The organism is Bacillus cereus group sp. MYBK227-1 (genome assembly GCF_051916325.1).
GTDB classification, from domain to species: Bacteria; Bacillota; Bacilli; order Bacillales; family Bacillaceae_G; genus Bacillus_A; species Bacillus_A cereus.
Genome location: NZ_JBQAGK010000002.1, coordinates 162044 through 188754, shown reverse-complemented (window position 1 = coordinate 188754; position 26711 = coordinate 162044). Strand labels below are relative to the sequence as shown.

The window sequence follows — 26711 nt, the reverse complement described above, 5'->3', positions numbered from 1 at the left end:
CTAACACCTTTTTGTTGCGCCTATTCGTTTATTTCAATATGATATTTTTCCATCTCGTATATGCAATAGACAATGATAGCTAAACTCCAACTGACACTATAATAATTATGTGTGTAGAAGTCATAGCCCGCTTTAATACCTTTCTCTATTACAACTAATGTAAATCCTAAAGCCACCCATCTGTTAATTTTCATCTTTATAAACGTTAAAGAGATAATTATTAAAAATAAAATATTTGTAAGATGATTTATCATTAGCTCATATTTTTGAATGTATACTGCCATTATACAAGCAACGATATTAGTCGCAATGCCAAAGGCAATCACCGCTCCCCAAACCCTGTCCGAAAGTCCCACTCCTGAGTCAGTCCCTTCCTAAACAAATATCCCTTTCTTTAATTCGTTCCTACACCCTATTCAAGATATGCTAAATTATCCTTGTCTGATGAATATCTATTTATCTTTTCATATAGAGCAAACAAAATTTCTACTCATAATTTTTTCTTTATTAGACAAACTATGTCTAAGCCGTTTGAACTAGCGGCTTCACTCTTCTGGTAATGGGATAGCACAATTTATTGAATTGACTAACTCATTCAACCCACTGGCACCGGCAGGCAACAAAATAGTTGTCTGCCATTTTCATGTATACTTTTTCTAATTTCATTTCAAACCAAGTGTGTGCTGTACTGATTTCAAAAGGACAGAATTTCATTTTTTAAAATGTAAAAAAGATAAGGTCCTGTCTACTTTTGGTATAGGACTTTTTCTTTTCACACATACTATTTTTGAACCTGTTTACCAATACGTGTCCTAATGGTGTCTTGAATTCCTCCTAAAAAGGGTTGCAGATACGACTGCATGCCCTTTTATTTACGTTGCTTCTCTATATTGAATAAAATAATTAAAAACTAAAAATGTAATATTACATATTTTTTCTGTTCAGATTATGTTAGGATTTACTTCGTAGTCGAATTATAGTTTCGTATCTAATTCAGCAATATGTGAACTGTTTACTTAAAGAAAAGACACCCAAAAGGTGTCTTTTCTTCTTTTAATCTAAAAAACATTTTTTCTTTTCAGTAAGATCCAATTATCCCTCTAACCTAAACCTCATAATTAAAGGCAATTTAATCATGGTACTCAAGAGTTTTCATACATTTCAATATACCTATATCTTAATTTAAAATCACATTTCCAGCACTATATTTGCTTTCCTACAGATTTTCTGTCTTGTTCTTAATTCTGTCAAAATCCTCATGTAGCTATACAAAGAATATATGCTACTATGATATTAAGAAACTATGCGTTCCCTTAACCCTGTATCCGGCCCTGTATTTATTACAGGGTCTTTGTTTATTTTATTTACTTTTATTGGCTTATAAGGGTTAATACACAACCAATTTCAATTAAAATTGTTTAAATGTTAGTTAGAATTTGAAATAATATATCTATTAACTTTTTTAACAAATGTAATCTAATATTAAATTTCTAAATCTATACTGTACTATACACCAGTTAACACTATATAAATAGTATTAACTATCTTAATTGAATATTAGTAATAGTAAGTATAAATATTATCAATTTACTACATCTTACATTTATGTAAAAATAAATACATGTTAAGCTTTTTCAAAATCTTTCCCCTAATAAAGATTTGAAGTAGCATTTCATGATTCTCCTTACTGTTAATATGCCTTGAAAAAGAACCCTATAGGGTTCTTTTTCTTCTCATTATAACCTCAGTAAGTCCATGCAAAAAGGACTGCTAGTTATTAGAACATTGCTTCATTTTCAAAGAAACAAAAAAGGAATCCTTTACGGATTCCTTTTTGCAATGCACTCTTTTTCAAATGGTACATTTTGTACCTACTTTTAGTATACCTTATAATCCCTATAAGATAAATAAGATTAAATTGAATTTACTTCATTTATTTTCATAAAAGTATATAAATCTATAAATTAATACTACTAGGTTCACTTCCAAAAGGTTTGTATTTTTTCAATAAAAAGAATACATTATACTTCTTTATAATTTTACACTTTAGGTTTATCTGTTAATGCAGTAACAATCCTATCCACTAAGTCTTCTGGCATCCATTCATGATTTATATCATTCGTTTCATTTGTCCCTAAAGAATCAATAAACTTTTTAAACTTTGGAAATAAAACAATAGAAGTGATCCAATGTATCGTATGATTTATGGAGAAGAAATGAAAAGCTCCTTGCTTTTCACCCTCCTGTAATATTTCTTTTAACTGTTCAAAATTACCTATGAAATACGGTTTAATCTTTTCTAATCGTGCACTTTCCTTAATAATCTCCTCATATGCCAATGATCCAATTTCAGGGTTCTCTTTTATATGTGTAGTAAAAACCGTTAAATAGTCTCTAAGGGCATTGATAGGATCAAATTGATTCTTCTCAAGAAAATTGGGTAGCTCATTAGCAAGACCATATTTCTTAAATACCTCATAATATAGGTTTTCTTTCCCGTTAAAATAGTAAGAGGCCATAGCAACATTCACTTTCGCTTCTTTTGCAATTTCTTGTATGCTCGTACCTTCGTAGCCACGCTCTCCAAATTTTTTCTTAGCAGCCTTTAAAATATTTTCCATTGTCTGCTCTCGAGATTTCCCCATTTCACACACCTCAAATAGTATATATTTCACTTCAAAAACCCAATAAGGACTTTGAATAGAGTATCTTTTTAATGAAATTTAATTATATATTTAAAGTGGTAACTTAACAACCGATGAAGTTCTGATTACTTTAAACAATATCCCCTTGCGTAATATCAATAGCTTTCAAATACTTTACGCTCTTTTCTAATCGAGTGAAAGTCTGGACAAAAAACATCTAATATTATCTTAACTTCGTGTGCAAACAAAAAAATAATAAGGACCAAAGTTTATCTATTTTATAGATAAACTTTAGTCCTTTCATTACATTATACAGATTTAAAATAAACTCGTATATTGATGAGATAATTATCCATCAATCGGCCATCATTTACTGACTAGATCTGTTTAATCTCGATATAAGGTCCTTTAATGTTTAATTTGTTAATATCATTAGAGATATTGCCTACAGTTGATTTTTCATTAAAAGTATAGACCTTTTCACCATTTACAAAGATACCCCAATTTTTATCTTCGTAACTGATACCATAACCAGCATTGCTAGATGTAGCTTTAAGTTGATTTCCATTCATTGAAAGAGATAATTTCCCTTTTCCTTTGTTAAGTTTATCATTCACGCTGTTGATACTATTCATTTGTTCTTCAAGGGCTTTTTGGTTATCAAGAGTAACTTGATGGTTTTTCCAGTCTAATTTATAGTGGTTCGTAAAGAATTCATTATATGTATCTTTATTATTTGTTCCCCACCATTTTGAACTTACCCATTCGATATTGTACTGATCTGAAATTCTACGATTTGTTATTTTTAAATCTGATGTAGTTTCTGTTTTATCAGCAGTAATAACCGCTACTACGTTTGGAGAAAAACCATATCCTGTTAAAGCTGGTACTGTATCTTTTGAAACAAAATTATTCGTTCCTTCATTATAACTACGTGATTTCATAAATAGTTGATTACCATAGAAAGTATTGAATGAATCACGATTATAAATTCCCCACTCTGGGAAGTTAAATGATTGGAATCCTACTTTCCAATTTAATTTTTTATCTGTGTGGGTCTCTAATACCGTTTTATAATCTACTTGATCATAAGATACACTTTCTTTCCAAGCAAAGCTACCTGTGATACTTGCATCGGCATTTGGCCCTTTATCATTTACTCCTACTTTAACACTTCCACCAAGTGTATACCCTACCTCCGAAGTGACCTTTGCTGAAGTCATTGTATTAACTGGGGCAGCTTTATGGAATTGAGCACTATCACCACTTGTTATTTCTGCTTCAGTATGATAGGCTGATGGCCATTTTAAACCTGCGTTATAGTATCCGCTATTAATTGTATATTTAGCATCTATGTTACTACCATCAGTGGTAACAATTGCAATCTTTTTATCTGCGTAAGGATCCTCAATAAAAGAAACCTTTATTGAATTTTTGATATTTTGCTTCATGTCATAAGTAGTTTTAAAACTATTATAGACCTTCCCACCATTTTGAAGATTTTCTACAGTTCCTTTAGAATCTGCAAATGCAGATGTTGCTTGTAAACCAAATGATCCAGACATAATAACGGACGCTACCGCAACGCATTTAGCTATTTCTTTTGCTTTTTTCATACAGACAGCCACTCCTTCTTAAACATTTAAAAGATATAAATATATTATTTCTAGTTCACAAAAATAGAGATAGATTCATAGCCATACAATATAGAAATTCATTAACTTTTATGACACTAACTAAAAACACATATTTCACTAATCTTCCTCTCACTATTATTGATAACTATTATCAACATTATTAAAACATAAAATAACGATTTAAACAACAATTTTAAATACAAATTTAAAATTGTTGTTTAAAAAAATTAAAAAAATTATAGAATTCTTCATTTCGAGAATTACTATATTTTCAATTACTTATTACAGCCTATATTCAGATACATTATTTCCTTTCCATTCATAATAATCTAAAATTCCTTCATAAATGGCTTCTGCTGCAATTTGTCTGCCATTTTCCGTAGATAATTTACTGTAATCAATACCATTATCTATAAATGCCAGTTCCGTCAACACAGCTGGCATGTCATTTTCCCTTATAACATGAAGGTCTCCATGTTTAACTCCTCTGTCTCGTGTTTGAAGTGCCTCTATTAAACGTGTTTGAATTTTTTCCGCTAAAACACGACTTTCTTCCACATGAGGATTTGTTTTTTCAGATTTAGAAGATTTATAGTAATATGTTTCTGTCCCTTTTGCATTACCATTAAAAGCATTTGCATGTACGCTTATAAAGATATCACCCCGATTTTTCTTAGCAAATTTAACACGTTCCTGTAAAGAACTTTTTTGATCATGTCCTGGTCTATTATCAGATTGACGAGTTAATAAAACTGTAAATGGTGTATGCTTTTCAAGTAATTGTTGTAGACGTAAAGAAGTGTCTAGTACAATCTTACTTTCAGGTAATCCCTTTGTGGATTTCCCAGGATCTTCGCCACCATGTCCAGGATCAATAATAATTGTTTTGCTTTCTAATGGGTTTTTTTGACGATGTTGCATCATATCTGTTTTTGCAGTAAGTTGAGCAGCTTCAGCACGTGTTATAAATCTATTTGGTTGCCAACCGTTCTCAGTACCATTGGAAATTTTCAAACCGATTAAAATATTGGCATATTTTTCTCCCCAATGCCCTTTTAAATCTTCAAATTTAACCTGCTCATTATGATTTGGTGTGCTTTGTAGTTTATATGCATTTACTAGCATCGTAGCCATAGCAGCGCGAGTTACTTTTCCGGATGGATTGAAGATTCCATTACCCTCACCTTTAACAATACCAGCTTTTTCAGCAGCAGCAATATACGGAGTCGCCCAGTGGTTTTGTGAATCTGTAAATGATGGTTTTGCATTAGAGTCAATTTGTAGACCTAAAACTTTTGTCATAATTTTTGTAGCCGAAGCTCTGTCTAATGAGTCATTTGAACCGAAAGTTCCGTCTGGATAGCCATTCAATACCCGTTTATCAACTAAATAATTAACGGATTTGTCCGCCCATGCAGGAACATCTGGGAACTTATGAGTATTTGCAAATGTATTAGATGAGTAGGATAATAGACTTCCAGCAAGAATTCCTGTAGCAATTAATTTGTATTTCAAAATGTAACACCTCTATCAAGTTATTACAATTTGGTAAATATATCATTTATAATTAATCTTTAAATAATACGACCTTGAATAAAGAATAGATTAAGTTCTTTGCATTACTATATAGCAGATAATGAATTTAAAATCGAACTATTACTCCAAAAATAATCCTCGGACATACACTTATAGATAGAGATTATTAAATATAATTACCAACATTGTGTAACCAGTATAGTTACTCATATATATGAGTGTCAATTAAAATAACCTTACACTTTTGTAAGATAATCACCTTAATAGTAAACCAAGTAATTATTAAATAATATAAATAGTTACTACATATAATAAAATAATAATCTTAAATTTTGAACAAAAGCTAATTATTTTGATAGAAAAACAACTTATAATAACCACATTTTTAACAATGCTTTTGAATCCTACTTTACTCTATAATTCTCTGTTATATCCCAACGTGAATGCTCCTATACTATAGTCAATTGCTGCAATGAATACTACAACTTATAATATTGTATTCCCTCAAAAAACATCTCTAGAAGCCACCTAAAGTAGCCTTTATTAATACACCCACACAATCCATCTTTTCACTCCCTTAAGACATCCTCAAATTTTACAAGGAATGAAAAAAGAAGAGGGATACCTTCCCTCTTCACCAAAAAAATTAAAAAACACCTTAATTTATATCCCCTGCCCTTTACAATCTCACGTCTATTGATAGCCAGTTTAATTCTTCAATTCTATTTTCGTAGATCCATATATTCTTCTAAAGTCTGTTTTTGTTTATATATAGTTCTTAACAGAAAGACTGTATATCCTTCTATTTGTTTGACATCATTAAAATGCTCACAGATATAAATAAATTCTATTCCTACATATAGATAAAAAATCTAAAAATTTATATAATAAGATTAGAAGTGTAGCATATTATTATTGAAGGGTCTTGGTATAATGCTAGGCATTAATGTAAAAAAAACAAATGAAGAGTTAATTATTTCATGGCAATTGGCGGAGATTACAATTCCATTACGTGATGTGATTGAGGTTACCGAAGATGCTACCTATGCTGGTGTTGAAGAAGTAGATGTAATACGTATTGGAACAGCTTATGGGACAACAGACCGTATTTTAATTAAAACAGTAAAACAAAATTATGTATTATTTACTACAAATAAAGTTGCTATTTTAAATGCCATTCACGCTTAAATATAGGAGTCTTCTTGGCTAAAATGATAAAAATAAGCACATCTTGTTATAAAAACAGATGTGCTTATTTTTTAATTTCTATGCATTTTTACGTTTTAAGAAAATCACTCCACCAACAATTAACAGTAATGCTCCTGCAGCCATAGAGATCCAACTTGTAAGATTAGTACCTGTTTGCGGTAACCATCCAATTTTAGATTGAATTTCTTTCTTAAGTTGTGGTTGTTCTTTTACTTGCTCGTTAGGTTGCTCTGGTGTTGTCGTATTTTTACCTGAATTTGGCTGTTCTGGTTTTGGTTGTTCCGATTTTCCCTCTTTAAATTTCACTGTTTGTCCCTTATCTTCAATTTCAGCGTGAATAGCTACTAATATATTATCTTGATACAGTTCTTCAAATACTACTACTTCTTTACCTTGTAATGCAGAAGCATTGAAAGTGAAATCTAATGTGATAGAACCATTCTTCTCTTTAGCAGTAAACTTAGATTCTACTGTTACTTCTTTACCATCAACTAATAATGGCTTGTTTGTTGCTTTATCCACTAGTTTACCTTTTACTACGTACTCTTTACCCACGATTAAGTCTTTGTATTCCACTTTATCTTGGATTGTTACAGATTTAGAAGCATCTAACTCTTTAGAACCATCAGCTTTGTTTGTTGCTGTCGTTTTTACTGATGGCTTAACGAACTTAACTGTTTGACCTTTATCATTGATATCAGCATGTGTCGTAACAACTTTTCCGTCTTTCAATAACTCTTCGAATACTACTACTTCTTTTTCTTCTAAACCAGTTGCATCAAAAGTGAAATCTAGTGTAATAGAACCATTTGCTTCTTTTGGTGTAAACTTCGTTTCAGCAGTTACTTCTTTACCATTTACAACTAATGGTTTATTAGTCTCTTTATTCATTAATTTACCTTTTAAAGTATACTCTTTGCCTACTTGTAGGTCTTTGTATTCCACTTTATCTTGGATTGTTACAGACTTAGACGTGTGCATTTCTTTTGTACCATCTGTTTTATCAGTAGCTTTTGTTTTTATTGAAGGAATCTTTTCATCTTTGACAATGTGTTTAATGATTTGACCATTCTCTTTAATTTCAAAAGAGAACGTTTCTTCATTTAATACATAACCTTTTGGTGCAACAGTTTCTTTATATGTGTATTTTCCAAATGGTAACTTTTCAAATTTAGCGATTCCTTTATCGTCTGTTTTTCCTTTTACTACTTCTTTTCCTGCTTCGTTATAAATCGTAAATTCTGCATTTGGAAGCTTGTTATTTCCATCAGCTACATCTACCTTTGTAATTTCTAGATCACCTTTGATAAGATGATTAACTGCCAATAGCTCAATAATCTTTCCATGTTCCTTTATTTCGAACATAATCGGTTCTTTAACAAGAACGTAACCATTTGGAGAAGCCTTTTCTACAAATGAATATTTACCATACGCTAAATCTTTGACGTTAATCTCACCATTTTTATCTGTCTTATATTCCCCAACTACTTTTCCACTTGCATCTTTTAGCTCGAATGCTGCACCTTCTAATTTTTTACTAATATCTTCATTATCTACTTTTAGTAATTTTACACTACCTTTCACTTCGGTATTTTCCACTGTAAAAGTAAGTGTTTTATTGTGCTCTTTAATTTCAAAAGGATACTTTGTTTTATTTCCAATATATCCATTAGGTGTTTTTGTCTCTAAGAAATAATATTTACCATACGTAAGACCTTCAACGTTTGCAATTCCATTTTCTTTTGTTACTACTTTTTTCACTTCTTTTCCATCTTCAGTGAAGACTGTGAATTCAACATTTGGTAAAATCTTTCCTGAATCACTAAGCTTTTTAATTTCGATGCTACCTTTTACTTTGTTATTTACTATTTGGACAGCTCCTGTTTCTCCTGTCTTAACTTCAATAGTTTGTGGTTTATCATCTGAAACATAGCCTGTTGGTGCTTTAATTTCTTTTAATGTGTAAGTACCAATTGGTAAGTTGTTTAATTCTGCCATACCATCAGCACCAGTCGTGATTTTTCCGACTGATTCATTATTTACATTAAAGACCTCAAATACTGCACCAGCTAAAACTTCTCCATTTTCTCCAACCTTTTTAATTTTTAAAGAACCAGCTGCTTCCCAATTTACTGCAAGATCACTACTAAGCTTTTCTTCATTTCTCTCTAATAGTACTGTAGCATTCTGAACAGTATCCGTACCACGGTAAGCAATTGCTTGAACTTTAGTTAAATTAGCAGCAACACTTAAATTAAATTCACCCGTTTTTGTATTCTTAGGAATTTGGATACGAAATTTTTCTCCAACTGAAAGCTGATCTTTCACTTCTCCATTTTCACTTACAATTCTAACTCCATTAGGTGCATTTTTCGCTACTACCTTATAAGAACCACTCTTAGCATTTGTTTGTACTGAATATAGATTTGTTTCGAAGAATTCACCCTTTAATTCTGCTTTTTGCTTTTCAGCAGGAATCACATTCATAAAAACATCTTGAGTCTCTTCACTATTATTAGCATTACTAATAATAGCCTTAGCTGCTTTTTCAACATTTTTATTCTCATGTTTTAATTCATTTACATCGAGTTGACCTAATGCATTCCAAACCGCAAGTTGCGTTGCATAATGCGCTTCATTTTTATTAGCTACTCCCAGCTGTTCAGCACTTTTTTGCGGGAAACCATTTAATAAGACTCTATATACTACATTATCTGTTTTCCCCATTTCAGGAAGATCTTCACCATTTGGTGATTTTAATCCAAGGGTTAAGCAATAAGCAATTTGACCACTTGAATTTTTAATCATTTCAGTGCGAATGTACTTACCTAGACTATTACTATAACTCCAGTCCATTGAATATTTCTCATGCGTCATAACCTCTGCACTAGCCCTAGGTAAAAATACATTAAGGAATAATGCCAGTACTGATAATAATGTAAAAACTCTTATAATGACTTTCTTACCCAATTTTGTAACCTCCCTAGAATAAATTAATCCGAGTATATATCGCAATATCTAAAACATTCACGATCGACCCATTTATCATTATAAAACAATAAATTACAAATATTAAATAATTTTAATGAAATAGTCAAAAAATTTACACATTTTATTATTTATCAAGTTTTTTAACGAATTTACTATATACAAATTCTAAAACACGCCTACAATTTAAAAGACAAATATGTATGTTAAATATATAAATAGCAATTCCTTTACTCCAGTTATTAAGCTTTCCCCTATTAAAAATATCCTCTTCATTTTCTTGTTAACCTGAGTAACTTATACACCTCTTCTAATCTATTACACTCCTCCATTTAAATATAAAGGTGACTTCTCGTTCAAAGAATAAAGTGAAACTTTAATCCTCCCGATTCCCATCTAACTTCTTTGCTTTCATTGAATTTTTGGGCAGGAGTCTTACTGCCCCAAAATAGCGGGATACATTATGCAATATTGCATTTGATAATCATTTTCATTGTAACTATAATGATTACAGGATTACTATTAATCCAATATTCTACATGGAGGTTTTATTATGTTTAAAAAAATTATTGTATCTTCTATGGCGCTTACTATGTTCGGTGGAGCTGCAACTATGCTAGAGGCACCTACTGCTCAAGCAGCTTCTTATAACTCAACGTCATCCTCTTACTTTGATGTCACTCCTGAAGAGGCCGTGGCTTTCTATCAATCTCAAGACTATAAAAAATTAAAAGTATTTTTGGATGACTTTGAAGCAAGAAACCCTTATACTCCAGGTGGAGGCTACGCTCAAGGGAGTGTACGTATGCAAAAATTTAACGATGCTCTTAGAGATGCAAAATTAACAAATGTCTACCAAGAATTTATTAGAATCTCATACTACAATCATTATCCAGAACCAAAATAATAACAACGGATTAAATGTTTATTATTTCTATAACTTAGCCTAATTTTAAATGTATAACCTAAAAATAATTACTAAAACCACTCATATAAGGGTGGTTTTTCTATTTCCCCATATAATTTAGCGGAATGTTACATCATCTTTATTTTAATATGTTTTATAGTAGACATTCTCTAGTTGACACAATCTAGTAGGTTAGCAATGGGAATATCAAAATATATTTATAATTATTTTCTGTTTAATAGCAAAAAACGAACACCCTCTCCCAATTAGATAAGGTGCTCGTTTTCATTTTTATCGGTAATTCTCAATTCAATTTAGCTTCTTTCCAATAAGTAAAGATTAAATTAACTTAAAAACAAAGCGTTTTAAATTTAATTCATAGATCTTACTGAAACTTGGAATTGCCCCTTAGAACCATCATCATTTGAAACGTAAATTTTATATGTTCCATTCGGTAATGGAGATAAAGCATTCCGTACATTTGTAACATTAATTTGTTGTTCTCCAGGTTTTATATAACCACCAACAATTAGCTCTGTATTTGGACCTTTTACACTATATCCCATTGTATTTTGACCATTATTTTTCATAGAGAAGCTTAAGTCAGTACTCCCATCATATACGAAAGAAGTTACAGCCTCACCACTATAATCCATTGTTTGAGTTAATAATAAGTCTGCAGAAACATGTTCAACTACATGAATTGGATCATTCGTTTTGTGCACTTCTTCAGCATAAGTATTATTCCCTAACACAACAAGTGTTAATGCTGAAACTACTCCACAACTAAGCACTAGTTTATTTAACTTCATTTTAAGTTCCCCCTTGATGTTTGTATTCTATTACCATCATACATCCTTTTCCAAGTGCGTTTTTATGTAATAATTCATATCTATAAACCTATATATCTTAACTTTTAACCTTAATAGTTATTGAGAAACCCACATAGATAAAACTACAATATTACGCTTCATAAAAAACTTATAAATTTTAAAGTCTTTTTCTAACAAAGTTTTATACGATTAAGTACCAAAATACTCACATAAATAGCATTTCTATTTCAGATAAAATGTACTAATAAAATTTTTCTAAAATTTCACTTTGTAATTTGATATATTCCATGTTAATATAACGAAGGCTACAAAACAGGAGTCACCACACATATCATTTTTACAGAATATTCATACTTAAAGAACCTTATTTTATCAGTAACTCAATCCAAATTTTACCTATAAAAAACAGTTTATAATTTCATATGTACATAAATTCAAATAGACTTTTTCTATTTTCCTTATCAATTTTAATACGAGTAATATACCAGCATGTTTTTCAATTACTCTTCCTTTTTTAAATAAAAAGTCTACTAATACTAAACATCTATGTCCAACTCATACATAATTCTACTTACAAACTATCGGAGATGCAAAACTATGGGAATTTCTACTCTTTTATTAAATACCTTTATTATAATAATTTGTATCCTTAGCTATCACGTATTCTGGCTAGAGTTTAAAGAAAAAATAACATGTAATAATATGTTATTTTCTATCCTTTCCTCCATTGCTATTATTTTTTGTATGACTTTTCCTTTTCATTTACATGTGGGATTTATTTATGATTTACGTTTTATTCCTATAATATTAGTTTTTCTATATGGAAATACAAAAAACATTGTTTTTATAGGAATTTTATATCTTTCTTATCGGTTTTACTTAGGCGGAAATGGCGTTCTTCCATCATTTATTATCTTCACTATTATTTTTGGTATAACAATGCTCTTTCGTTACTTATTACCTATGTATGTTAAAGAAAAAAAAGTATTATTAAGCTTACTCCTTATTTTAGTATGTACAACTTCACTTTCTATTTGCGGTATTGTAACTCAAATACATACAGGAGGGAAAATAGACTCTACTCTCATAGAATTTTTATTAAATTACATAATCATTAATATTTTCACAGTATTATTATCAGTTTATTTAATAGAGGGAATGATTGAGAAATATAAAATGAAAGAAAAGCTACAACGAGCTGAAAAATTTTATATAGCTAGCGAACTAGCAGCGTCAATTGCACACGAAATCCACAATCCACTAACCACGGTACATGGATTCACTCAATTATTAAATGAAAAACATGCCTCTAAGCTATCTCAGGATCAATACTTAGAAATCATGTTAATTGAAATGCAGCAAATACAATCTACTATTAATAACTATTTATCTTTAACCAAACCACAGAACACCCTAAAAGAGAAAATAGATATTAATCACATTTTAAATCAAGTGAAAGATACTATTTCACCACTCGCTCTATCATACAAAGTTGAAATCAAACAAAATAGTACAGATTCCTTTTATATAAATGGGGACCCCGAAAAATTCAAACTCTGTCTAAACAACATCATCCAAAACGGAATTGAGGCTATGAAAAATGGTGGATTATTACAAATAAATATACAAAAAGTAAAAGGAAATATCATAATTGATATTATTGATTCAGGAATTGGGATGTCATCTCAACAAATAAAACGAATTGCTTTGCCATTCTATTCAACAACAGAAAAAGGAACTGGGCTTGGTACTATGATTGCTTATAGTATTATTAAAGAATTAAACGGAGATATAGAGATAGAGAGTAACTTAGGTAAAGGGACACGCTTTTCTATTAGTATCCCCTGCTAATGCGACAAAAATTTTCTGTTTAGTTAATTAAAAATAATAAGGATCAGAGCTTATCTATTGTTACAGATACACTCTGATCCTTTAGTTTAACTACATTAAACGCACTTAATATTTATAACTTTTCTTACATCGTGATGAAATACTAGTTCATCGATTTTATCTCATTTACTGATTAGATTTGTTTAATGTAAATATAATATCTCGCGATACTTAATTTGTTATTATCATTAGGGACATTTCCTACAATTGTTTTTCCAATAAAGTACAGACCTTATGCCATTCATTGAAAAAGACAACTCCCTTTTTACTACTTTACTTCCACCGTATAATTCCCTGTTCCACCACTATACTGATACACATGTAAATAATACTTCCCTGGATACGTGTAGTAACTACCTACTAGTTTATTCCCTTGTTGCTGAGCATACGTAACATAATTATTTAAATCTGCTTCAGAATAAAGTACCCAGTTCATTCCGATATTATTTTCATTCGTTACGTTAATTTGAAGGTTTTTAGCAGTCTCCACATTAATTTCAAAGAAGTCACTTGTATCGCCATTTCCTAAACTAGCACGTAAAACTTGATTTAACTGCAGTTTGTTTGCTGTTTGGAATGAGTTATTCGGTTCTTTTTCTACACTGTTATCTTCTTTCTTTTGAACAGTTACAGTCGCTGTAGCAGTATTAGTTGCTCCTTTATCGTCTGTTACCGTTAATTTCGTTGTATACGTTCCTTCTTTTGTATATACGTGAGTTGGATTTTGCTCATTACTTACTGCTCCATCACCAAACTCCCATTTATACGAAGTAATTTTCCCGTCTTCATCTTTTGATCCGTCGCTTTTAAATGAAATTGCTTCATTTACATTTCCACTATACGGACCGTTTATAACTGCAACTGGTGCTTTATTCTCTGCACCTTCTTCTGTATTAATACCGTGGAACACAACATCATATTCAAATTGTCCTGATGCATTCACGCGATAATTTACGAAGTATGCTGTTACTGTTTTATAGCCTGTCCATTCCTTTGCACTTAAACGTTTTAAAGTATCATTAACGTTTTGTGTAATTGTTTTCCAATCTTCATATTCTCCTTTTGCTGCAGTTCCTGTATATGTTCCTTGTAGTGTGAATGTATTAAAGAACTGTGATTTATTTTTCTTCACTGATACATTTTTCAATTTTGCTTCCGCCGTTATTTCTGCCGCAATATCTGAAACTGGTTTCGGTGCATGATTTGCTAAATAATCGTCTGATACTAATGGCACGTTATATTTCTCACGATTATCAACTAGCATTTGCATATAGTCTTGATATTCTTTATTTAAATTCGCATCTTTACTTAATGTAGAGCGATATGCATCATATGCTGTTACATCATTTTTCCTAATAAGATCATGTATTTTATCGAACATATCATATCTCTTATTGTACATATACGATTGTAAAACAAAGGAATAATTATAGAAATCCCACGTTCCATACTTTGCATTTAACGTTCGCTCTGCCGTATAACGCTCTGCTGGATTTGAAGATAATCCTCCTATAATACTCTTTCTCGGTACAACATTATCCGTTCTCGTTGCCCCTGCAAAAAATTCAGCATTTCCTTCTTCAAACCAAGATAATCTTTCATTTTCATATATTTTTCCTTGTCCCCATAACCCTGGTACTTCATATCTACCTTGTAAATAATGCGTGAACTCGTGCCGGAATAATTCTTCTAAACTATAAATACTTTCTTCTGGCGTACGCTCATAAGTAAAGAACGTACCTGTTCCTTCTATATAAAGACCACCGTTATTCGTTTCATAACCGTACAATTGACGATTAAATTGATATTCTGCTGGGCTATTATAAATAACCATCGTTAGTATATCATCAGGATTTCCATTTTCTAAAGGTTGATCACTTTCAACCGTACGATGGAATTGTGCCTTCACTTCTTTTGCCGCCCAATATAAACGTTTTACTTTTTCTTCTGTCACTTTATCTCCAGCTTTTAAAACAATTGCCCCATCATCAAACGTATACGTTTTTGGCAAATATTTTTTCTTTCCATCTTCTCTTATTTGATCTAAATTCACCACTTTACCATTTGCATCTTTTCCGCCATAATTCGTTGCGATTTGCTCAGCAGCTACGAAATATTGCTCCCCTAAATACGGATAAATTTTCATCGCATCTGTTACAACTTGTAACCCTTTCGTTCCTGTACTATGGAATGTACCGAGTCTACCTGTATAATAAATGCCATTATTAATAAGCCAACCGTTTTTTGCTGTAATCGTTCCCATTAATGCAAAACGACTTAGTTCATTAATATAACTATCTATTTTCTGATACCATACTGTATCTTTCGGTGCTTTCCTCGTATCGTACAAATACGATTGAATGTCGTAATCAACACCTTGCATAATATCGTAAATAGCATTTCCAGCTGAAAGATTATCTACTAATGTAGAAAAATTATCATTATATTGTTTGAAAATTTTTGCAGCTGATGTTATCGTTTCCACATCACTCGAAGCGTTTCCTATTAACTTTCCGTATGATGATACCACTCTATTTTGCTCTAATGTACTCAGCTTGAAATTTGAATTGTTAGCTATCGCTTTTAATGCAGGTAAGCATTTATCATGATAACTCCGTTCATTTAATTTACTAAGTTCCGAATTATAAAATCCTAAATAAAATCCTGAACGCAATACCTCCACTAATGTCTCAATCCCTTTTGAATCATCCTTCGTATAGGCTTGTCCTTGCTGCTTCAATTTATCAATAATCGCCTGCATCCTACTATCATTTTGATAGAATGCTAGACTGTCTGTATTAAACTGAAATAGCCCCGTAATTTGCTCCCAATCAATTGTTACAAGTAAATCTACTAACTGCTGATTGCTTAATTGATTTAATTCAGCAATTGTATAAGTTTTCGCTACAGCTAATTGCTTACTTTCTTTTTTCACCTCAGGTGGTCTTTGTGATAAATCGGCAAATTGTAACCTTTTCTCAAAAGACTTGCTTTCGAGCACTTTCGATGAATGAGCTAATTCTTGTACTGGTAGTTGTACACCGACTGGCTCCATTTTGAGCACATTTCGATAAGAAACTTGCTCTCCCTTGGTATCTTCTGCCAAACTGACCCCTTGAAAACTCCCTAACATTAAACTAGCAAAACTTACCCCTACTAACATTTTCTTTGAATAGCCTTTCATGCTCTCCCCTACCTTACATTTATAGTGTCCCGCTCCATTATTTTACTATTTTCACTTTTTGTCCTGTATTGAGAAAAAATAAGGTAACGTTCACACATGTATCCATTCCATGTAAAATTAACGCTTGACTTTCCGTGCATTTTATATCAAAAAAGATAGATAATAGCAAAATTTCTGCTACATCTATCCTCGTTTTCAACACTATGATTTTAACTTTATAAACGTAACTTCCGGTAATGTTTGCATATGCTGAATAAACTCATTCTTTTCTTCTGACGATATATTTTTCAGCTGCATTCCTACCTTATAAACAGTTTCTGTACCTTGCTGTGAAGCTTCCACCTCATATGAGAGTATTGGGATGCCTTTCACTTGTAGTGTTTCTAATATTTGTTGTATCGCTTCATGTTTATTTACAAACATTTGCACTGTTATATTTTGTGGAAATAGAAATTGCACCTTAAAAATACGACTTACAATTTCTAAACCAATTAAAACGAGAATCGTCGCTCCAATGCCTACTACATACATTCCCGCTCCAATTGCTAATCCTATACCGGCAGTAGCCCATAAACCAGCCGCGGTAGTTAATCCTTTCACCGCCTGCTTTTGAATAATAATTGTGCCTGCACCTAAAAAACCAACTCCACTAACGACTTGTGCTGCAATCCGACTTGGGTCTAGAGACGTATGCTCTTCATACACAATATCTGAAAAGGCATATTTCGAAACAACCATTATTAACGCACTTCCTACCGCTACGAGGAAATGAGTCTTTAATCCAGCTTCTTTCGATCGAATTTCTCTTTCAATACCAATCATTGCTCCTAACAAGCCAGCAACACCGATTCGTATAATAAAATCAAAATCTACACTCACGGGCACTTCCCCCTTTCATTCATTATAGATAGATAAAACAAAAATTATCACAAACATCCATTTATCACCATGAAAGAATACCACTAAAATACACTTAATACTCCGACTGTTTTATGTTAATATTTTAAATATTAACATAAAACAAATAACTCCTGATTTTAAACCTTCACTAATTTTCTAAAAAACCAAAGGTGGATTGCATGAAATTAGGTTGAGAAATTCCAGAAAACGCTTTCATTTTGTTTCATAATTTTTTATAAAAAATACATAAATAAAGGAGCTTACTAACAATGAACGTCTCGTTACTTACACCTACTACTGATTTACAAGAAGAATACTTAGATTTCTATAACGAATGGAAAGATAGCGGTGAAACAATGATCCCGTGGGTTATCTCAAAAAATCCTGCCAACTTCCCAGCTATGGTTCAAGAACTTCTCGATGCGCATAACGGAATAAATATCCCTGAAACTTGGGTACCAGACTCTACATATTGGCTTGTTACAGATGAAAATAAAATTGTGGGAGCTGTTAATATACGTCATAGTTTAACCGAACATTTATTTAACGCTGGCGGTCATATTGGTTATGGCATTCGCCCTTCTGAAAGAAGAAAAGGTTATGCTACGAAGTTACTAGCATTATCATTAGAAAAAACGAAGGAATTAGACATCACGAAAGTACTTGTCGTTTGCGACGCAGTGAATACCGCTTCTGAAAAAACGATTTTACATAACGGCGGGCTTCGTGATGATGATTTCACTGAGGAAGATGGGAATGTAGTAAGAAGATATTGGATTGAGCTATGAATGATCACAAATAAGCGAGAAAGTGATTATACACTTTCTCGCTTATTTTACACTGCTTCTATTTCAAACTGCACTGTAATACCACTTGGATCTACCACCACAAACCCATTTGTAGTTTCATTTATTTCATGTTGTTTTTCTATTAATCTTTCTTTCACTTCATCTAACGCTTCTTTATACGGTAGTACAATCGTATACACCTTTAGCCCAGTTGCATGTACTGGTGGGTGTGGATTGTTTACTCCGTTCCACGTATTTGCACCAATATGGTGATGATATCCCCCTGCTGAAATAAATAAGCAATCCTCTTCACGCTGTTGTACTTCAAAACCTACTGTTTCCACATAAAATTCATGTGATTTCTCTACATCAGCTATTCGTAAATGTACGTGCCCAACGACAGTATTAGCAGGCAAACCATCAAACTCATAATCAACGAGTGTTGCCAATTCTTTTAAATCAAGTGGTGTACTTCCTCCTGGCCCTTCTCCCCATTGATCACGCGGACGGTCTGCATAAATTTCAATACCATTCCCCTCTAAATCTTGCAAATAAAAAGCTTCGCTATATGTATGATCACTTGCACTATTAAACCTTGAAATTGGTAAAATTTCATTTGAATATGTATAACGCCCTTCTTGCTCATCCGGGCTGTCAATTACATTCTTATTACGAAGAACCCCAAATAGCGCAGAAGCAAAAGCTTCACGAGTCGGAACTAAAAAGGCTACATGATATATACCAGTCGTACGCGGTTCTTGCAGTACCCCGTCCTCTAACCTTTCAAGAACAAGTAACGCGTTCTTTCCACCTTTTCCAGATAAATATGCTTTATTCCCCTCTCGCTTAATTACCTCTAATCCTACAACATTCTCATAAAAAGCAATTTGACGCTCTAAATCTTTCACTTTAAATTCAACATGACCAATACGTGTTTTCGGATGAATTTTTACCATGAATAACTTCATCTCCTTATCCCTATATTTTCCCATTACATATAACCGTTACTATGAAGGATACAACTAAAATCATCCTATGTAAATAAGAAAAGTCAGAATTCACATACATTTTTATTTTCATAATAAAAAGCCATCTTTTCTAACTTTTAGAAAAGATGGCTTTTTAACTCTTATCTCATTTTATGTACTTCAGCAACTAGCTTTCCACCCTGAATGCCCATATAAAGCTTCACAGGTGCATCATTCGTATTTTCAAATACTAAATCTAAGTATGGATATGCAATTGTAGCATCTCTTCCTTGTGGAACATAACCTACCGTTTTAGAATGTGTAGTTCTCTCCACCATTTTCAGACCAGCTTGATCTGCTGCATTGTATAAAGTTGAAGATGTTTGACAAACACCACCGCCATATCCATCTACTAATTTACCATCAACTATTTCTTTCCCTAATTGATATCCTTTATCTGGTGTTGTATCACCGATTAATGAATTAAAAGAGAAACGGTCTCCTTTTGCTAACACAACTCCATTTATGCTCGCTGCTGACAAACGAATATTCTCAATACGGCCACCTGTTGAACCACCTAAGTTCGTTTCATATCTACCAATTACCGTACCATTTCCTTGCGCATCACTTAATGTTGCGACTGGTTTTTTCTCCACGATCGGCAACTGATACGTAGCATCCCACATACCAACATTTAACAATTTATCTACTAATTCTTTTTCCATTAATTCATAAGAAGGTTTTCCTTCTTGCCAACTTCCATCAGGTGCTATACGTGAAGGAACCATTTTTTTGTCGACGCTTTTTCCAACCTCACCAACAACCTTTGTTACAGACTTTTTAAATTTCGCTTCATCATCAAAATAGCCTAAACTAGATAAATCTAATTTTTTCACTTCAGTACCAGTTCGACCATCAACTAAACTAATAGTATCCTGCACTTCTGCTTTAGCCTCTACAGTATGCCCACCAATATCACTTACCAATGCAACATCACTTACTTTTGCACCACAGCCACTCATTATAGCTACACATAACACCCCAACCAATATACCCTTTACTTTACGGAACAATATACTCTCTCCCTTTCCCCAACATCACTATTATGTATTTATTTCATTTTTATGTATGTTTTGTTACAATCATTTTACAATATGTTTATAAAATGTTACAAGTTATTTTTCACTCTATATAAATTACTCTTTTCTTTTATAAATGTCTATACATATTTACATAAAAGTTTGAGTTTGATAGAATTGTAACTTTTATGTAAACTCTCTCTTTTATCCAGTATATACCATTAAGCAAAAGAAATACAAATCAAAAACCCTCAAGCTATTTTTTATAAAGTGAAACTGTAATCAGTGGGGGTTTTACGGGCATCCCGACCTTCTTTGTTTCTGCTGAATTTTGACATGGGGGTCTTATTGCCCAGCAAATAGCGGGATAAAGAGAAATCCCGTCAACATAAATAGGTATTTGCCGTGCCACCACTCCGCTTTTGCACATACATTATGGTGAATTCAACCTATTTTAAAGAAATGGAGGATGTTATTATGTATCCCTACAATCCATATGATCCATATAATCAATATGCGTACCAACAACCACAGTATGACTTACAAACACAATATCAATCTTATATAGATCAAGCAGAGCACACGAATCCATATGACCAAAATAGACAATTCCAACTTCCAATCTCTTTTCCTGGCACTGGAAATCGTCAATTAGAAAGACGCGTAAATGAGCTTGAACAAAGAGTTCGTCAACTAGAAAATACAGTTGAGCGCCATACACGTAGACTAAACCGCTTAAACCAACGTTTACGCACAGTAGAAAACAGACTAAACATTCCATTCGCAGCATTAGAAGACGGATTTTAATCGAGAAAATAAAGATTATATAAAGGAAGGGGCTTCCCCTTCCTTATATAAATTGACGAAAGTTTTTTCCATCTCTATACTGATAAGAGTTAATGAAATGAAACAAGGTGATAAATATGGATTTTGAAATAAATTATCTTTCCTTTTATGTTGTACAAGTAGAAGGAAAAGGTGAAGCAGTTGATAAACGCTACAAACATTTTCAAACTTTAGACGCTGAAGAATATGAAGATAGTTCCTTAAAAGAATTTTTGAATGGTGAGTTATTAAAAATATCGAAGCGAAAAGTAGAACGTCATGCAAAAACAGAACAAGCCCCAACAAAAATTGGTCGCTTTATTGTAGAAGAAGGGCACGAACTTGATTCAAACCCTCATTACAACCTTTTTAATCGTATTCGCTTTGCAGAAACAAAGGACAATTTTAAAGATATGAGCGAACCTCTCGTTTATACATATCTTGACACAAGCGCTGTACGTGGTGGTGTATTTTTAATTGCTCAGGCAAAACTACGCAAATACTTTGATGATCCATTCGTATTCGTAATGAAATGCGACTTTGAACCAAAGGTTGCTTCTATTTCTGATGAATCAACACTGATTCGTAACGTTGAAATGGCCATCACAACAAAGAATATGAAATCTATCCAATATCCGTACATGCCTGAAGAAGGTATGGTTGAAGTAGGCGAACTAAAAATACACCAAGCATCACATGCCCGCTACTTTGAAGACTTCTTAAAATTCGTCGAATACGAACGCTCTATGCCTGAAATTATGAAAACACAAGTAATGGACATGGTATACGACCAAATTGAAGATGTATTTGAAGAAGGTACGGAAGAACGCGAACAATTCGACCAAGCGATGGAAGTATGGGCTGCCAGTCCGAAACGCGAAATTATGGAACAATTTTCAACCGAAGAAGTAATGGAAGCAACTGCTCAAATCGTCGAGCATGCTCCTGAAGTCGAATTAAAACTAAAAGCAGATCATATCTCTGTGAAGGCCCTGCTTGCTGATTTCGGGGATCAAATACATATTGCGAAGGTAAATGATCGATATGTACTTATGATTGAAGCAGACACACTTACATTTGAAAAAGGCTTCTCTCCTATTGAGTTTCTGAAGCCAGATGAGCTGCAAGATGTGATTGAGCGGATTGAGAATAAGCAGCAGTATTCGTTTGATCCGAGCGGTATTGAATAAAGTGAAACTTTAATCAGTGGGGTTTTGTTCATCCCCCACTAATTATTAACCCTCACCAATCGGGCTTTTACGGGATAAATACTTCCATATAACTGTTGTTACTGGGCGCTTATAATAAGCGCTCTTTTGTTTATATTAAAAACCGATTCTACTAAGAATCGATTTTTCTGCTTTATAATAAAACATGTTTATTTTCAAATTTTTTTGATGCAAGATGACATTTGTTGCAGAATCAAATACATCCCTTCCTTGTTATACAAGCTTATTTCCATTAGAAATATCTACTTCAATATTTCTATTTGACCAAGTCCTTCTATAAGTTGTTAAGATGCAAATTTCACTTTACTACCTCAAATTTATTGTACTCGTAAAAAGATAATTGAAAACGATATTCCGGATGTTCTCTCACCCAATCGTAGGCTTCTTCTAAAATTTCCATTTTGTTTTGCAAGTCATTAAGTTCACTACATTCGTCCCTTTTCTGTTTGCACAGAGGGCAGAATCCATTCACTATTTCCGCACTCGTCGCCCTAATAGTTTTACTTTCTAAATCAACTACTAGACGAAGAATAACAGAATGCTCTTCTTTTGTAGTCACCTTCATTTCAGCAATCCGATCCTCATTCCAAAAGACACCGTTTAATTCCATCTTTACTGTGACATCTTTAATATCCAAGTCTACCACTATCACACCTCCCTTGTACAAAGCTCAATCTTACTCTTCTATTTTAAACTTTAATACACCACAACTTAAAGAGATATTAAGTTTTTTCCAATTCTTCTTTACTATGAAAGAAAGTGTAGTTAATGCTAATTGTGTGGTAAATATTATCCCAAAAACTAAAACAGTTAAAATGTTAAAGATTGTTTCCATTAAACTACACTCTTTTCTTTATATATATATTTATTTTATTAATACGGTTTAAAGCTCTTATTACGTCTTAACACTCCCAAAGCAATTATAATGCACAATCACAACAACAAGTTGATGCCTATTTAATATCAATACGCTGTTATTACATGTATGTAGTTAGAGGCGGAGGAGAAATTCATTTAACCTCTGTATTCTCCTCCATCTCAGCCAAATACCTAATCTGCCGTTCCGCTTTTCTCACTGCTGTACGAAAATGTTTTTTCAGGAGTTCTACTGTATTTTCACTTATATAATATCTTTCCGTTATACTTTCCCACGTGTCACTACTTTCAAATGTACTCCATTCAAAAGGGCGTTCTGTATTTTTCTTTAGTTCTTTAAATACCCATTTTCGCATCTTTTTTTTCGCTTTTTCTGTTAGTTTTCCGTTTTTTACAAGTTCAAGTTCACCATGTCTTTTGTATCGCTTATTAATATCTCTCTCGCTATATACTTTAAGAAGTATATTTGCTGTATTTTCAGCATCTGCTAAAGCACGGTGCTGTTTTCCTTCCCACGTTAAAGCGAGCTGTTCTACCGCAAAGTGTAAACTTGGCGTATGTTCAAACAATTCCTCATATGCTTGGAAAACAAATTTTTGCAAATCAATTCTATTTTCTTTTTCTATACTTGGGCATTCAACACCATATAATGTACAATCATGAGATAGAAAGCGATAATCTTCTTTTCCCCATGAAACAAATATAGAACCTTCGCCGATGAACTGAATAAATTTCTCTATAATTTGAGGGAATTTTTCTACACCCATTAAATCTTTTTTCGTAATACCGGTTAATTTTGTTGTATGACGAGTTAATCGTGCACTTGGTTTTACTAACTCCGAAAATTCTTCAATTATCTTCATTGTACCTATTTCTATTTTTACAGCTCCGATATCAACTATTTCTGATGGATCTTCTGATTTATACGGTCTGAAATTCCTTTCAATATCAAACACAATGAAATGTGTAGCGTTTTTCAATTTATTTACCTCTTTCTAAATTCCTTTTCACACAAACACTTTATTTTCAGTATTTATTTATTCATGTACTTTATACAAAAATACTCCGAATAAATAAATGAAAATTCAGTCTTGTTATGATATGTAAGTAGGAGGACATCTATAAAAATGCAAAAAAAAGAAGGGCGAGCCCTTCTTTTTTCAAAAATTACTTCTTGTTTACGTTAGTAGCTTGAGGTCCACGGTTACCTTGTTCTACTTCGAAAGTAACTTCTTGACCTTCTTCTAAAGTTTTGAAGCCTTCGCCTTGGATAGCTGAGAAATGAACGAATACGTCTTCTCCGCCTTCAACTTCGATGAAACCGAAACCTTTTTCTGAGTTAAACCATTTTACTTTACCGTTTTGCATGAAAAAAATCCTCCTACAATGTACCTATATGTACATATTCATTTTCAACCACCTTACAATAATAAGCCAGATATTAAAAAACTGCAACCCCTGAGGAGATTTAACATTGCTATCCTCCTCGGAAGTTACAGCTCATTTAAATCTCTATATTATTAAAAGTAAAATGGTTTAAATATACTATATCATATCAATATAATAAAAGTAAAGTTTTTTTCTTAAATTATTTTTTGTTCCCACTGCATTGCTTTTAATTCACCTGATCCGGCTACTACATAACCATCTTTTTGATTAACAATGCGCCATCCGTGCCCTTTAACTGAATCACATACTGTAACAATACCTTCTTCAAGAAGCACACGGCACACACTACTAATCCCCGCCTTATTTTGCGTTGAAGTTGTATATAAAACATGTTGATCTACACTTAAGTCTAAATAACTACTTGCTTTCTGCTCACTTTGACATGTATGCCAATATATTTTTTCACTTGCAATACTTTCATCTATTTTACAATAAGAAATATTTCCGCTAACTCCCTTGCACGATCCACTTGCCGCTACTAAATAAGAATTGTGTAAAGTCAACGCAGAGATCATTTGATTCATCGCAATTTTAATCCTCTTTAATTTACGTGTCTTCAAATCAAAGAGCCAAACACCACCATATTTAGCATGTATTTTCGTACCAATAAATAAGTAATGTTTATATAAAAATAATGATCGAATAGACGGTGCCGCACTGCCATACTCAAGAAACGGATGAATAGTTTCCCATGTCAAACCGAAATTATTAGAAAGATACAGCGTTTTTTCTCCATGAGCAACAACAGTTCCTTGTACATTGCTACATACATTCCAACTCGTTGCTTTTGTTGGAAAACGCTGAATTGTCCAGTTCTCTCCACCATTCATACTGCGAATAAAAATCCCTTCGTCACCTACACCATAAACTACATTATCTTCGCTATGTAAATCCCTAATTCGTTTTTGAAAACCATTTAAAATTCGTTTCCATTCTCCGTCTTGTTCAACAAATAAGCCATTATATGTAGTAGCTAACAGCAGTTTTCCATCTCTTAACTTTGTAATAGCAGTTGCACTTAACATTGTCTCCACGTTGACACTCCCATTCTTAGAACTTCTCAGCAAATGCAATTGCAAAATTACTGCATTTTTCAACATCCTCTTCATCTTCTGGAGCTAATTCAATTTTCAGCCCTTCTTGTACAAGCTCTGCACCGCGTTCCACAAGACGTTCTTCAAATATCGTTACCGCTTCACAAAACAGTTCATACGCTGTATCACCCGATCCGAATACCGCTACCTTTTTCCCAGCTAAATCTATATTTTCTAAGTCATCATGAAAATCTTCCGCTTCAAATGGTAATTCACCATCGCCCCACGTATAAGATCCTAAAATGATTCCATCATAAGCTAATAATTCTTCAGCGTCCATGCCTTCCATTTCTTGCAATACTACTTCATGATCAAAAGCATCTAAACTAACTTTAATTAAATCAGCAATACTCTCTGTATTTCCTGACATACTTGCATAAGCTATTAAAATTTTTGCCACTTTGGCATCCCCCTCTAACAATAAATGATTCTCATTCTCATTATATTAATAATGATAATCAATTTCAATTGATTTTTTCTACTTTTATTTACATTTCACATTACTTATTTCAAATAAGGTGAAACTTTAATCAGTGAGGGTATTCATCCCCCACCTAACTTCTTTGTTTCCGCTGAATTTTGAGGCGGGGGGCTTACTGCCCGGCAAATAGCGGGATAAAGTGAAAGTTTAATGAGTCCTCACCAATCAGGCTTTTTCAGACAACCCACAAAGA

Annotated in this window: 21 protein-coding genes; 6 read left to right on the top strand and 15 right to left on the bottom strand. The window is 32.7% G+C overall.

Going from position 1 to position 26711, the window contains the following annotated elements:
- Positions 1–20: 20 nt before the first annotated feature.
- The 4 genes from ACTFRM_RS08045 to ACTFRM_RS08030 form a co-directional block, all read right to left on the bottom strand.
- Positions 21–356, bottom strand: coding sequence for a hypothetical protein (locus ACTFRM_RS08045; protein ID WP_000524431.1), 336 nt, complete (start codon positions 354–356; stop codon positions 21–23).
- A gap of 1683 nt (positions 357–2039) precedes the next feature.
- The gene (gene hlyIIR / locus ACTFRM_RS08040) at positions 2040–2645 is read right to left on the bottom strand and encodes a hemolysin II regulator HlyIIR (protein ID WP_000520483.1); all 606 of its coding nucleotides are present in this window, start codon (positions 2643–2645) and stop codon (positions 2040–2042) included.
- Positions 2646–3022: 377 nt separating this feature from the next.
- The gene (hlyII, locus tag ACTFRM_RS08035; RefSeq protein WP_000709367.1) at positions 3023–4261 is read right to left on the bottom strand and encodes a hemolysin II HlyII; all 1239 of its coding nucleotides are present in this window, start codon (positions 4259–4261) and stop codon (positions 3023–3025) included.
- Between the two features lie 303 nt (positions 4262–4564).
- On the bottom strand, positions 4565–5797 hold the full coding sequence (locus ACTFRM_RS08030; protein WP_440043171.1) for an N-acetylmuramoyl-L-alanine amidase: 1233 nt from the start codon (positions 5795–5797) through the stop codon (positions 4565–4567).
- 954 nt (positions 5798–6751) lie between these two features.
- Here ACTFRM_RS08030 and ACTFRM_RS08025 point away from each other — a divergent pair.
- Positions 6752–7006: a SunI/YnzG family protein gene (locus ACTFRM_RS08025; protein ID WP_000900695.1), complete on the top strand. Its 255-nt coding sequence runs from the start codon at positions 6752–6754 to the stop codon at positions 7004–7006.
- A 78-nt stretch (positions 7007–7084) separates the two neighbouring features.
- Here the strand turns inward: ACTFRM_RS08025 and ACTFRM_RS08020 are convergent, their stop codons facing one another.
- Positions 7085–9997, bottom strand: coding sequence for a SpaA isopeptide-forming pilin-related protein (locus ACTFRM_RS08020; protein WP_440043170.1), 2913 nt, complete (start codon positions 9995–9997; stop codon positions 7085–7087).
- 571 nt (positions 9998–10568) lie between these two features.
- Between ACTFRM_RS08020 and ACTFRM_RS08015 the strand changes: the two genes are divergently transcribed.
- Positions 10569–10922, top strand: a complete 354-nt coding sequence (locus ACTFRM_RS08015; RefSeq protein ID WP_000473483.1) for a hypothetical protein — start codon at positions 10569–10571, stop codon at positions 10920–10922.
- 371 nt (positions 10923–11293) lie between these two features.
- Here ACTFRM_RS08015 and ACTFRM_RS08010 read toward each other — a convergent pair whose 3' ends face one another.
- Entirely contained in the window at positions 11294–11734 is a 441-nt protein-coding gene (locus tag ACTFRM_RS08010) for a hypothetical protein (RefSeq protein WP_440043169.1), read from the bottom strand.
- Positions 11735–12352: 618 nt separating this feature from the next.
- Between ACTFRM_RS08010 and ACTFRM_RS08005 the strand changes: the two genes are divergently transcribed.
- Complete coding sequence (locus ACTFRM_RS08005) at positions 12353–13606, top strand: ATP-binding protein (RefSeq protein ID WP_440043167.1); 1254 nt, start codon at positions 12353–12355, stop codon at positions 13604–13606.
- 307 nt (positions 13607–13913) lie between these two features.
- Here ACTFRM_RS08005 and colA read toward each other — a convergent pair whose 3' ends face one another.
- Positions 13914–16829 carry a collagenase ColA gene (gene colA, locus ACTFRM_RS08000; RefSeq protein ID WP_440043166.1) on the bottom strand — a complete coding sequence of 972 codons (2916 nt, stop codon included), beginning with the start codon at positions 16827–16829 and terminating at the stop codon, positions 13914–13916.
- Positions 16830–17030: 201 nt separating this feature from the next.
- Positions 17031–17708 (bottom strand): MgtC/SapB family protein, encoded by a 678-nt coding sequence (locus ACTFRM_RS07995; protein WP_000109728.1) that lies wholly within the window; start codon positions 17706–17708, stop codon positions 17031–17033.
- A 290-nt stretch (positions 17709–17998) separates the two neighbouring features.
- On the opposite strand from ACTFRM_RS07995, the gene ACTFRM_RS07990 reads away from it, so the two are divergent.
- The gene (locus tag ACTFRM_RS07990) at positions 17999–18517 is read left to right on the top strand and encodes a GNAT family N-acetyltransferase (RefSeq protein WP_001103118.1); all 519 of its coding nucleotides are present in this window, start codon (positions 17999–18001) and stop codon (positions 18515–18517) included.
- A 47-nt stretch (positions 18518–18564) separates the two neighbouring features.
- Here the strand turns inward: ACTFRM_RS07990 and ACTFRM_RS07985 are convergent, their stop codons facing one another.
- Both ACTFRM_RS07985 and ACTFRM_RS07980 read right to left on the bottom strand, forming a co-directional pair.
- The gene (locus tag ACTFRM_RS07985) at positions 18565–19509 is read right to left on the bottom strand and encodes a VOC family protein (protein ID WP_121868208.1); all 945 of its coding nucleotides are present in this window, start codon (positions 19507–19509) and stop codon (positions 18565–18567) included.
- Between the two features lie 137 nt (positions 19510–19646).
- Positions 19647–20558 carry a VanW family protein gene (locus tag ACTFRM_RS07980; protein WP_440043165.1) on the bottom strand — a complete coding sequence of 304 codons (912 nt, stop codon included), beginning with the start codon at positions 20556–20558 and terminating at the stop codon, positions 19647–19649.
- Positions 20559–21041: 483 nt separating this feature from the next.
- Here ACTFRM_RS07980 and ACTFRM_RS07975 point away from each other — a divergent pair, with 483 nt between their 5' ends.
- Both ACTFRM_RS07975 and ACTFRM_RS07970 read left to right on the top strand, forming a co-directional pair.
- The gene (locus ACTFRM_RS07975) at positions 21042–21371 is read left to right on the top strand and encodes a hypothetical protein (RefSeq protein ID WP_000283715.1); all 330 of its coding nucleotides are present in this window, start codon (positions 21042–21044) and stop codon (positions 21369–21371) included.
- Positions 21372–21487: 116 nt separating this feature from the next.
- A complete protein-coding gene (locus ACTFRM_RS07970) occupies positions 21488–22579 on the top strand; it encodes a DUF3900 domain-containing protein (protein ID WP_000345034.1) in 1092 nt (363 codons plus the stop codon).
- Between the two features lie 337 nt (positions 22580–22916).
- Here the strand turns inward: ACTFRM_RS07970 and ACTFRM_RS07965 are convergent, their stop codons facing one another.
- The 5 genes from ACTFRM_RS07965 to ACTFRM_RS07945 all read right to left on the bottom strand — a co-directional run bounded on the left by ACTFRM_RS07965 (position 22917) and on the right by ACTFRM_RS07945 (position 26437).
- The gene (locus tag ACTFRM_RS07965; protein WP_000227983.1) at positions 22917–23264 is read right to left on the bottom strand and encodes a hypothetical protein; all 348 of its coding nucleotides are present in this window, start codon (positions 23262–23264) and stop codon (positions 22917–22919) included.
- Positions 23265–23628: 364 nt separating this feature from the next.
- Positions 23629–24474: an exonuclease gene (locus ACTFRM_RS07960; RefSeq protein WP_000786414.1), complete on the bottom strand. Its 846-nt coding sequence runs from the start codon at positions 24472–24474 to the stop codon at positions 23629–23631.
- Between the two features lie 187 nt (positions 24475–24661).
- Entirely contained in the window at positions 24662–24862 is a 201-nt protein-coding gene (cspB, locus tag ACTFRM_RS07955; RefSeq protein WP_001179150.1) for a cold shock-like protein CspB, read from the bottom strand.
- A gap of 215 nt (positions 24863–25077) precedes the next feature.
- On the bottom strand, positions 25078–25977 hold the full coding sequence (locus ACTFRM_RS07950) for a WD40/YVTN/BNR-like repeat-containing protein (RefSeq protein WP_000449496.1): 900 nt from the start codon (positions 25975–25977) through the stop codon (positions 25078–25080).
- A 16-nt stretch (positions 25978–25993) separates the two neighbouring features.
- The gene (locus ACTFRM_RS07945) at positions 25994–26437 is read right to left on the bottom strand and encodes a flavodoxin (protein ID WP_001062752.1); all 444 of its coding nucleotides are present in this window, start codon (positions 26435–26437) and stop codon (positions 25994–25996) included.
- Between the last annotated feature and the right edge of the window lie 274 nt (positions 26438–26711).

Excerpts from the sequence above, each read along its gene's own strand:
- hlyII (WP_000709367.1), bottom strand. The coding sequence starts at position 4,261 with ATGAAAAAAGCAAAAGAAATAGCTAAATGCGTTGCGGTAGCGTCCGTT.
- ACTFRM_RS07970 (WP_000345034.1), top strand. The coding sequence starts at position 21,488 with ATGGATTTTGAAATAAATTATCTTTCCTTTTATGTTGTACAAGTAGAA.
- hlyIIR (WP_000520483.1), bottom strand. The coding sequence starts at position 2,645 with ATGGGGAAATCTCGAGAGCAGACAATGGAAAATATTTTAAAGGCTGCT.
- ACTFRM_RS08015 (WP_000473483.1), top strand. The coding sequence starts at position 10,569 with ATGTTTAAAAAAATTATTGTATCTTCTATGGCGCTTACTATGTTCGGT.
- cspB (WP_001179150.1), bottom strand. The coding sequence starts at position 24,862 with ATGCAAAACGGTAAAGTAAAATGGTTTAACTCAGAAAAAGGTTTCGGT.
- ACTFRM_RS07985 (WP_121868208.1), bottom strand. The coding sequence starts at position 19,509 with ATGGGAAAATATAGGGATAAGGAGATGAAGTTATTCATGGTAAAAATT.
- ACTFRM_RS08010 (WP_440043169.1), bottom strand. The coding sequence starts at position 11,734 with ATGAAGTTAAATAAACTAGTGCTTAGTTGTGGAGTAGTTTCAGCATTA.
- colA (WP_440043166.1), bottom strand. The coding sequence starts at position 16,829 with ATGAAAGGCTATTCAAAGAAAATGTTAGTAGGGGTAAGTTTTGCTAGT.
- ACTFRM_RS08005 (WP_440043167.1), top strand. The coding sequence starts at position 12,353 with ATGGGAATTTCTACTCTTTTATTAAATACCTTTATTATAATAATTTGT.
- ACTFRM_RS07975 (WP_000283715.1), top strand. The coding sequence starts at position 21,042 with ATGTATCCCTACAATCCATATGATCCATATAATCAATATGCGTACCAA.
- ACTFRM_RS08025 (WP_000900695.1), top strand. The coding sequence starts at position 6,752 with ATGCTAGGCATTAATGTAAAAAAAACAAATGAAGAGTTAATTATTTCA.
- ACTFRM_RS07990 (WP_001103118.1), top strand. The coding sequence starts at position 17,999 with ATGAACGTCTCGTTACTTACACCTACTACTGATTTACAAGAAGAATAC.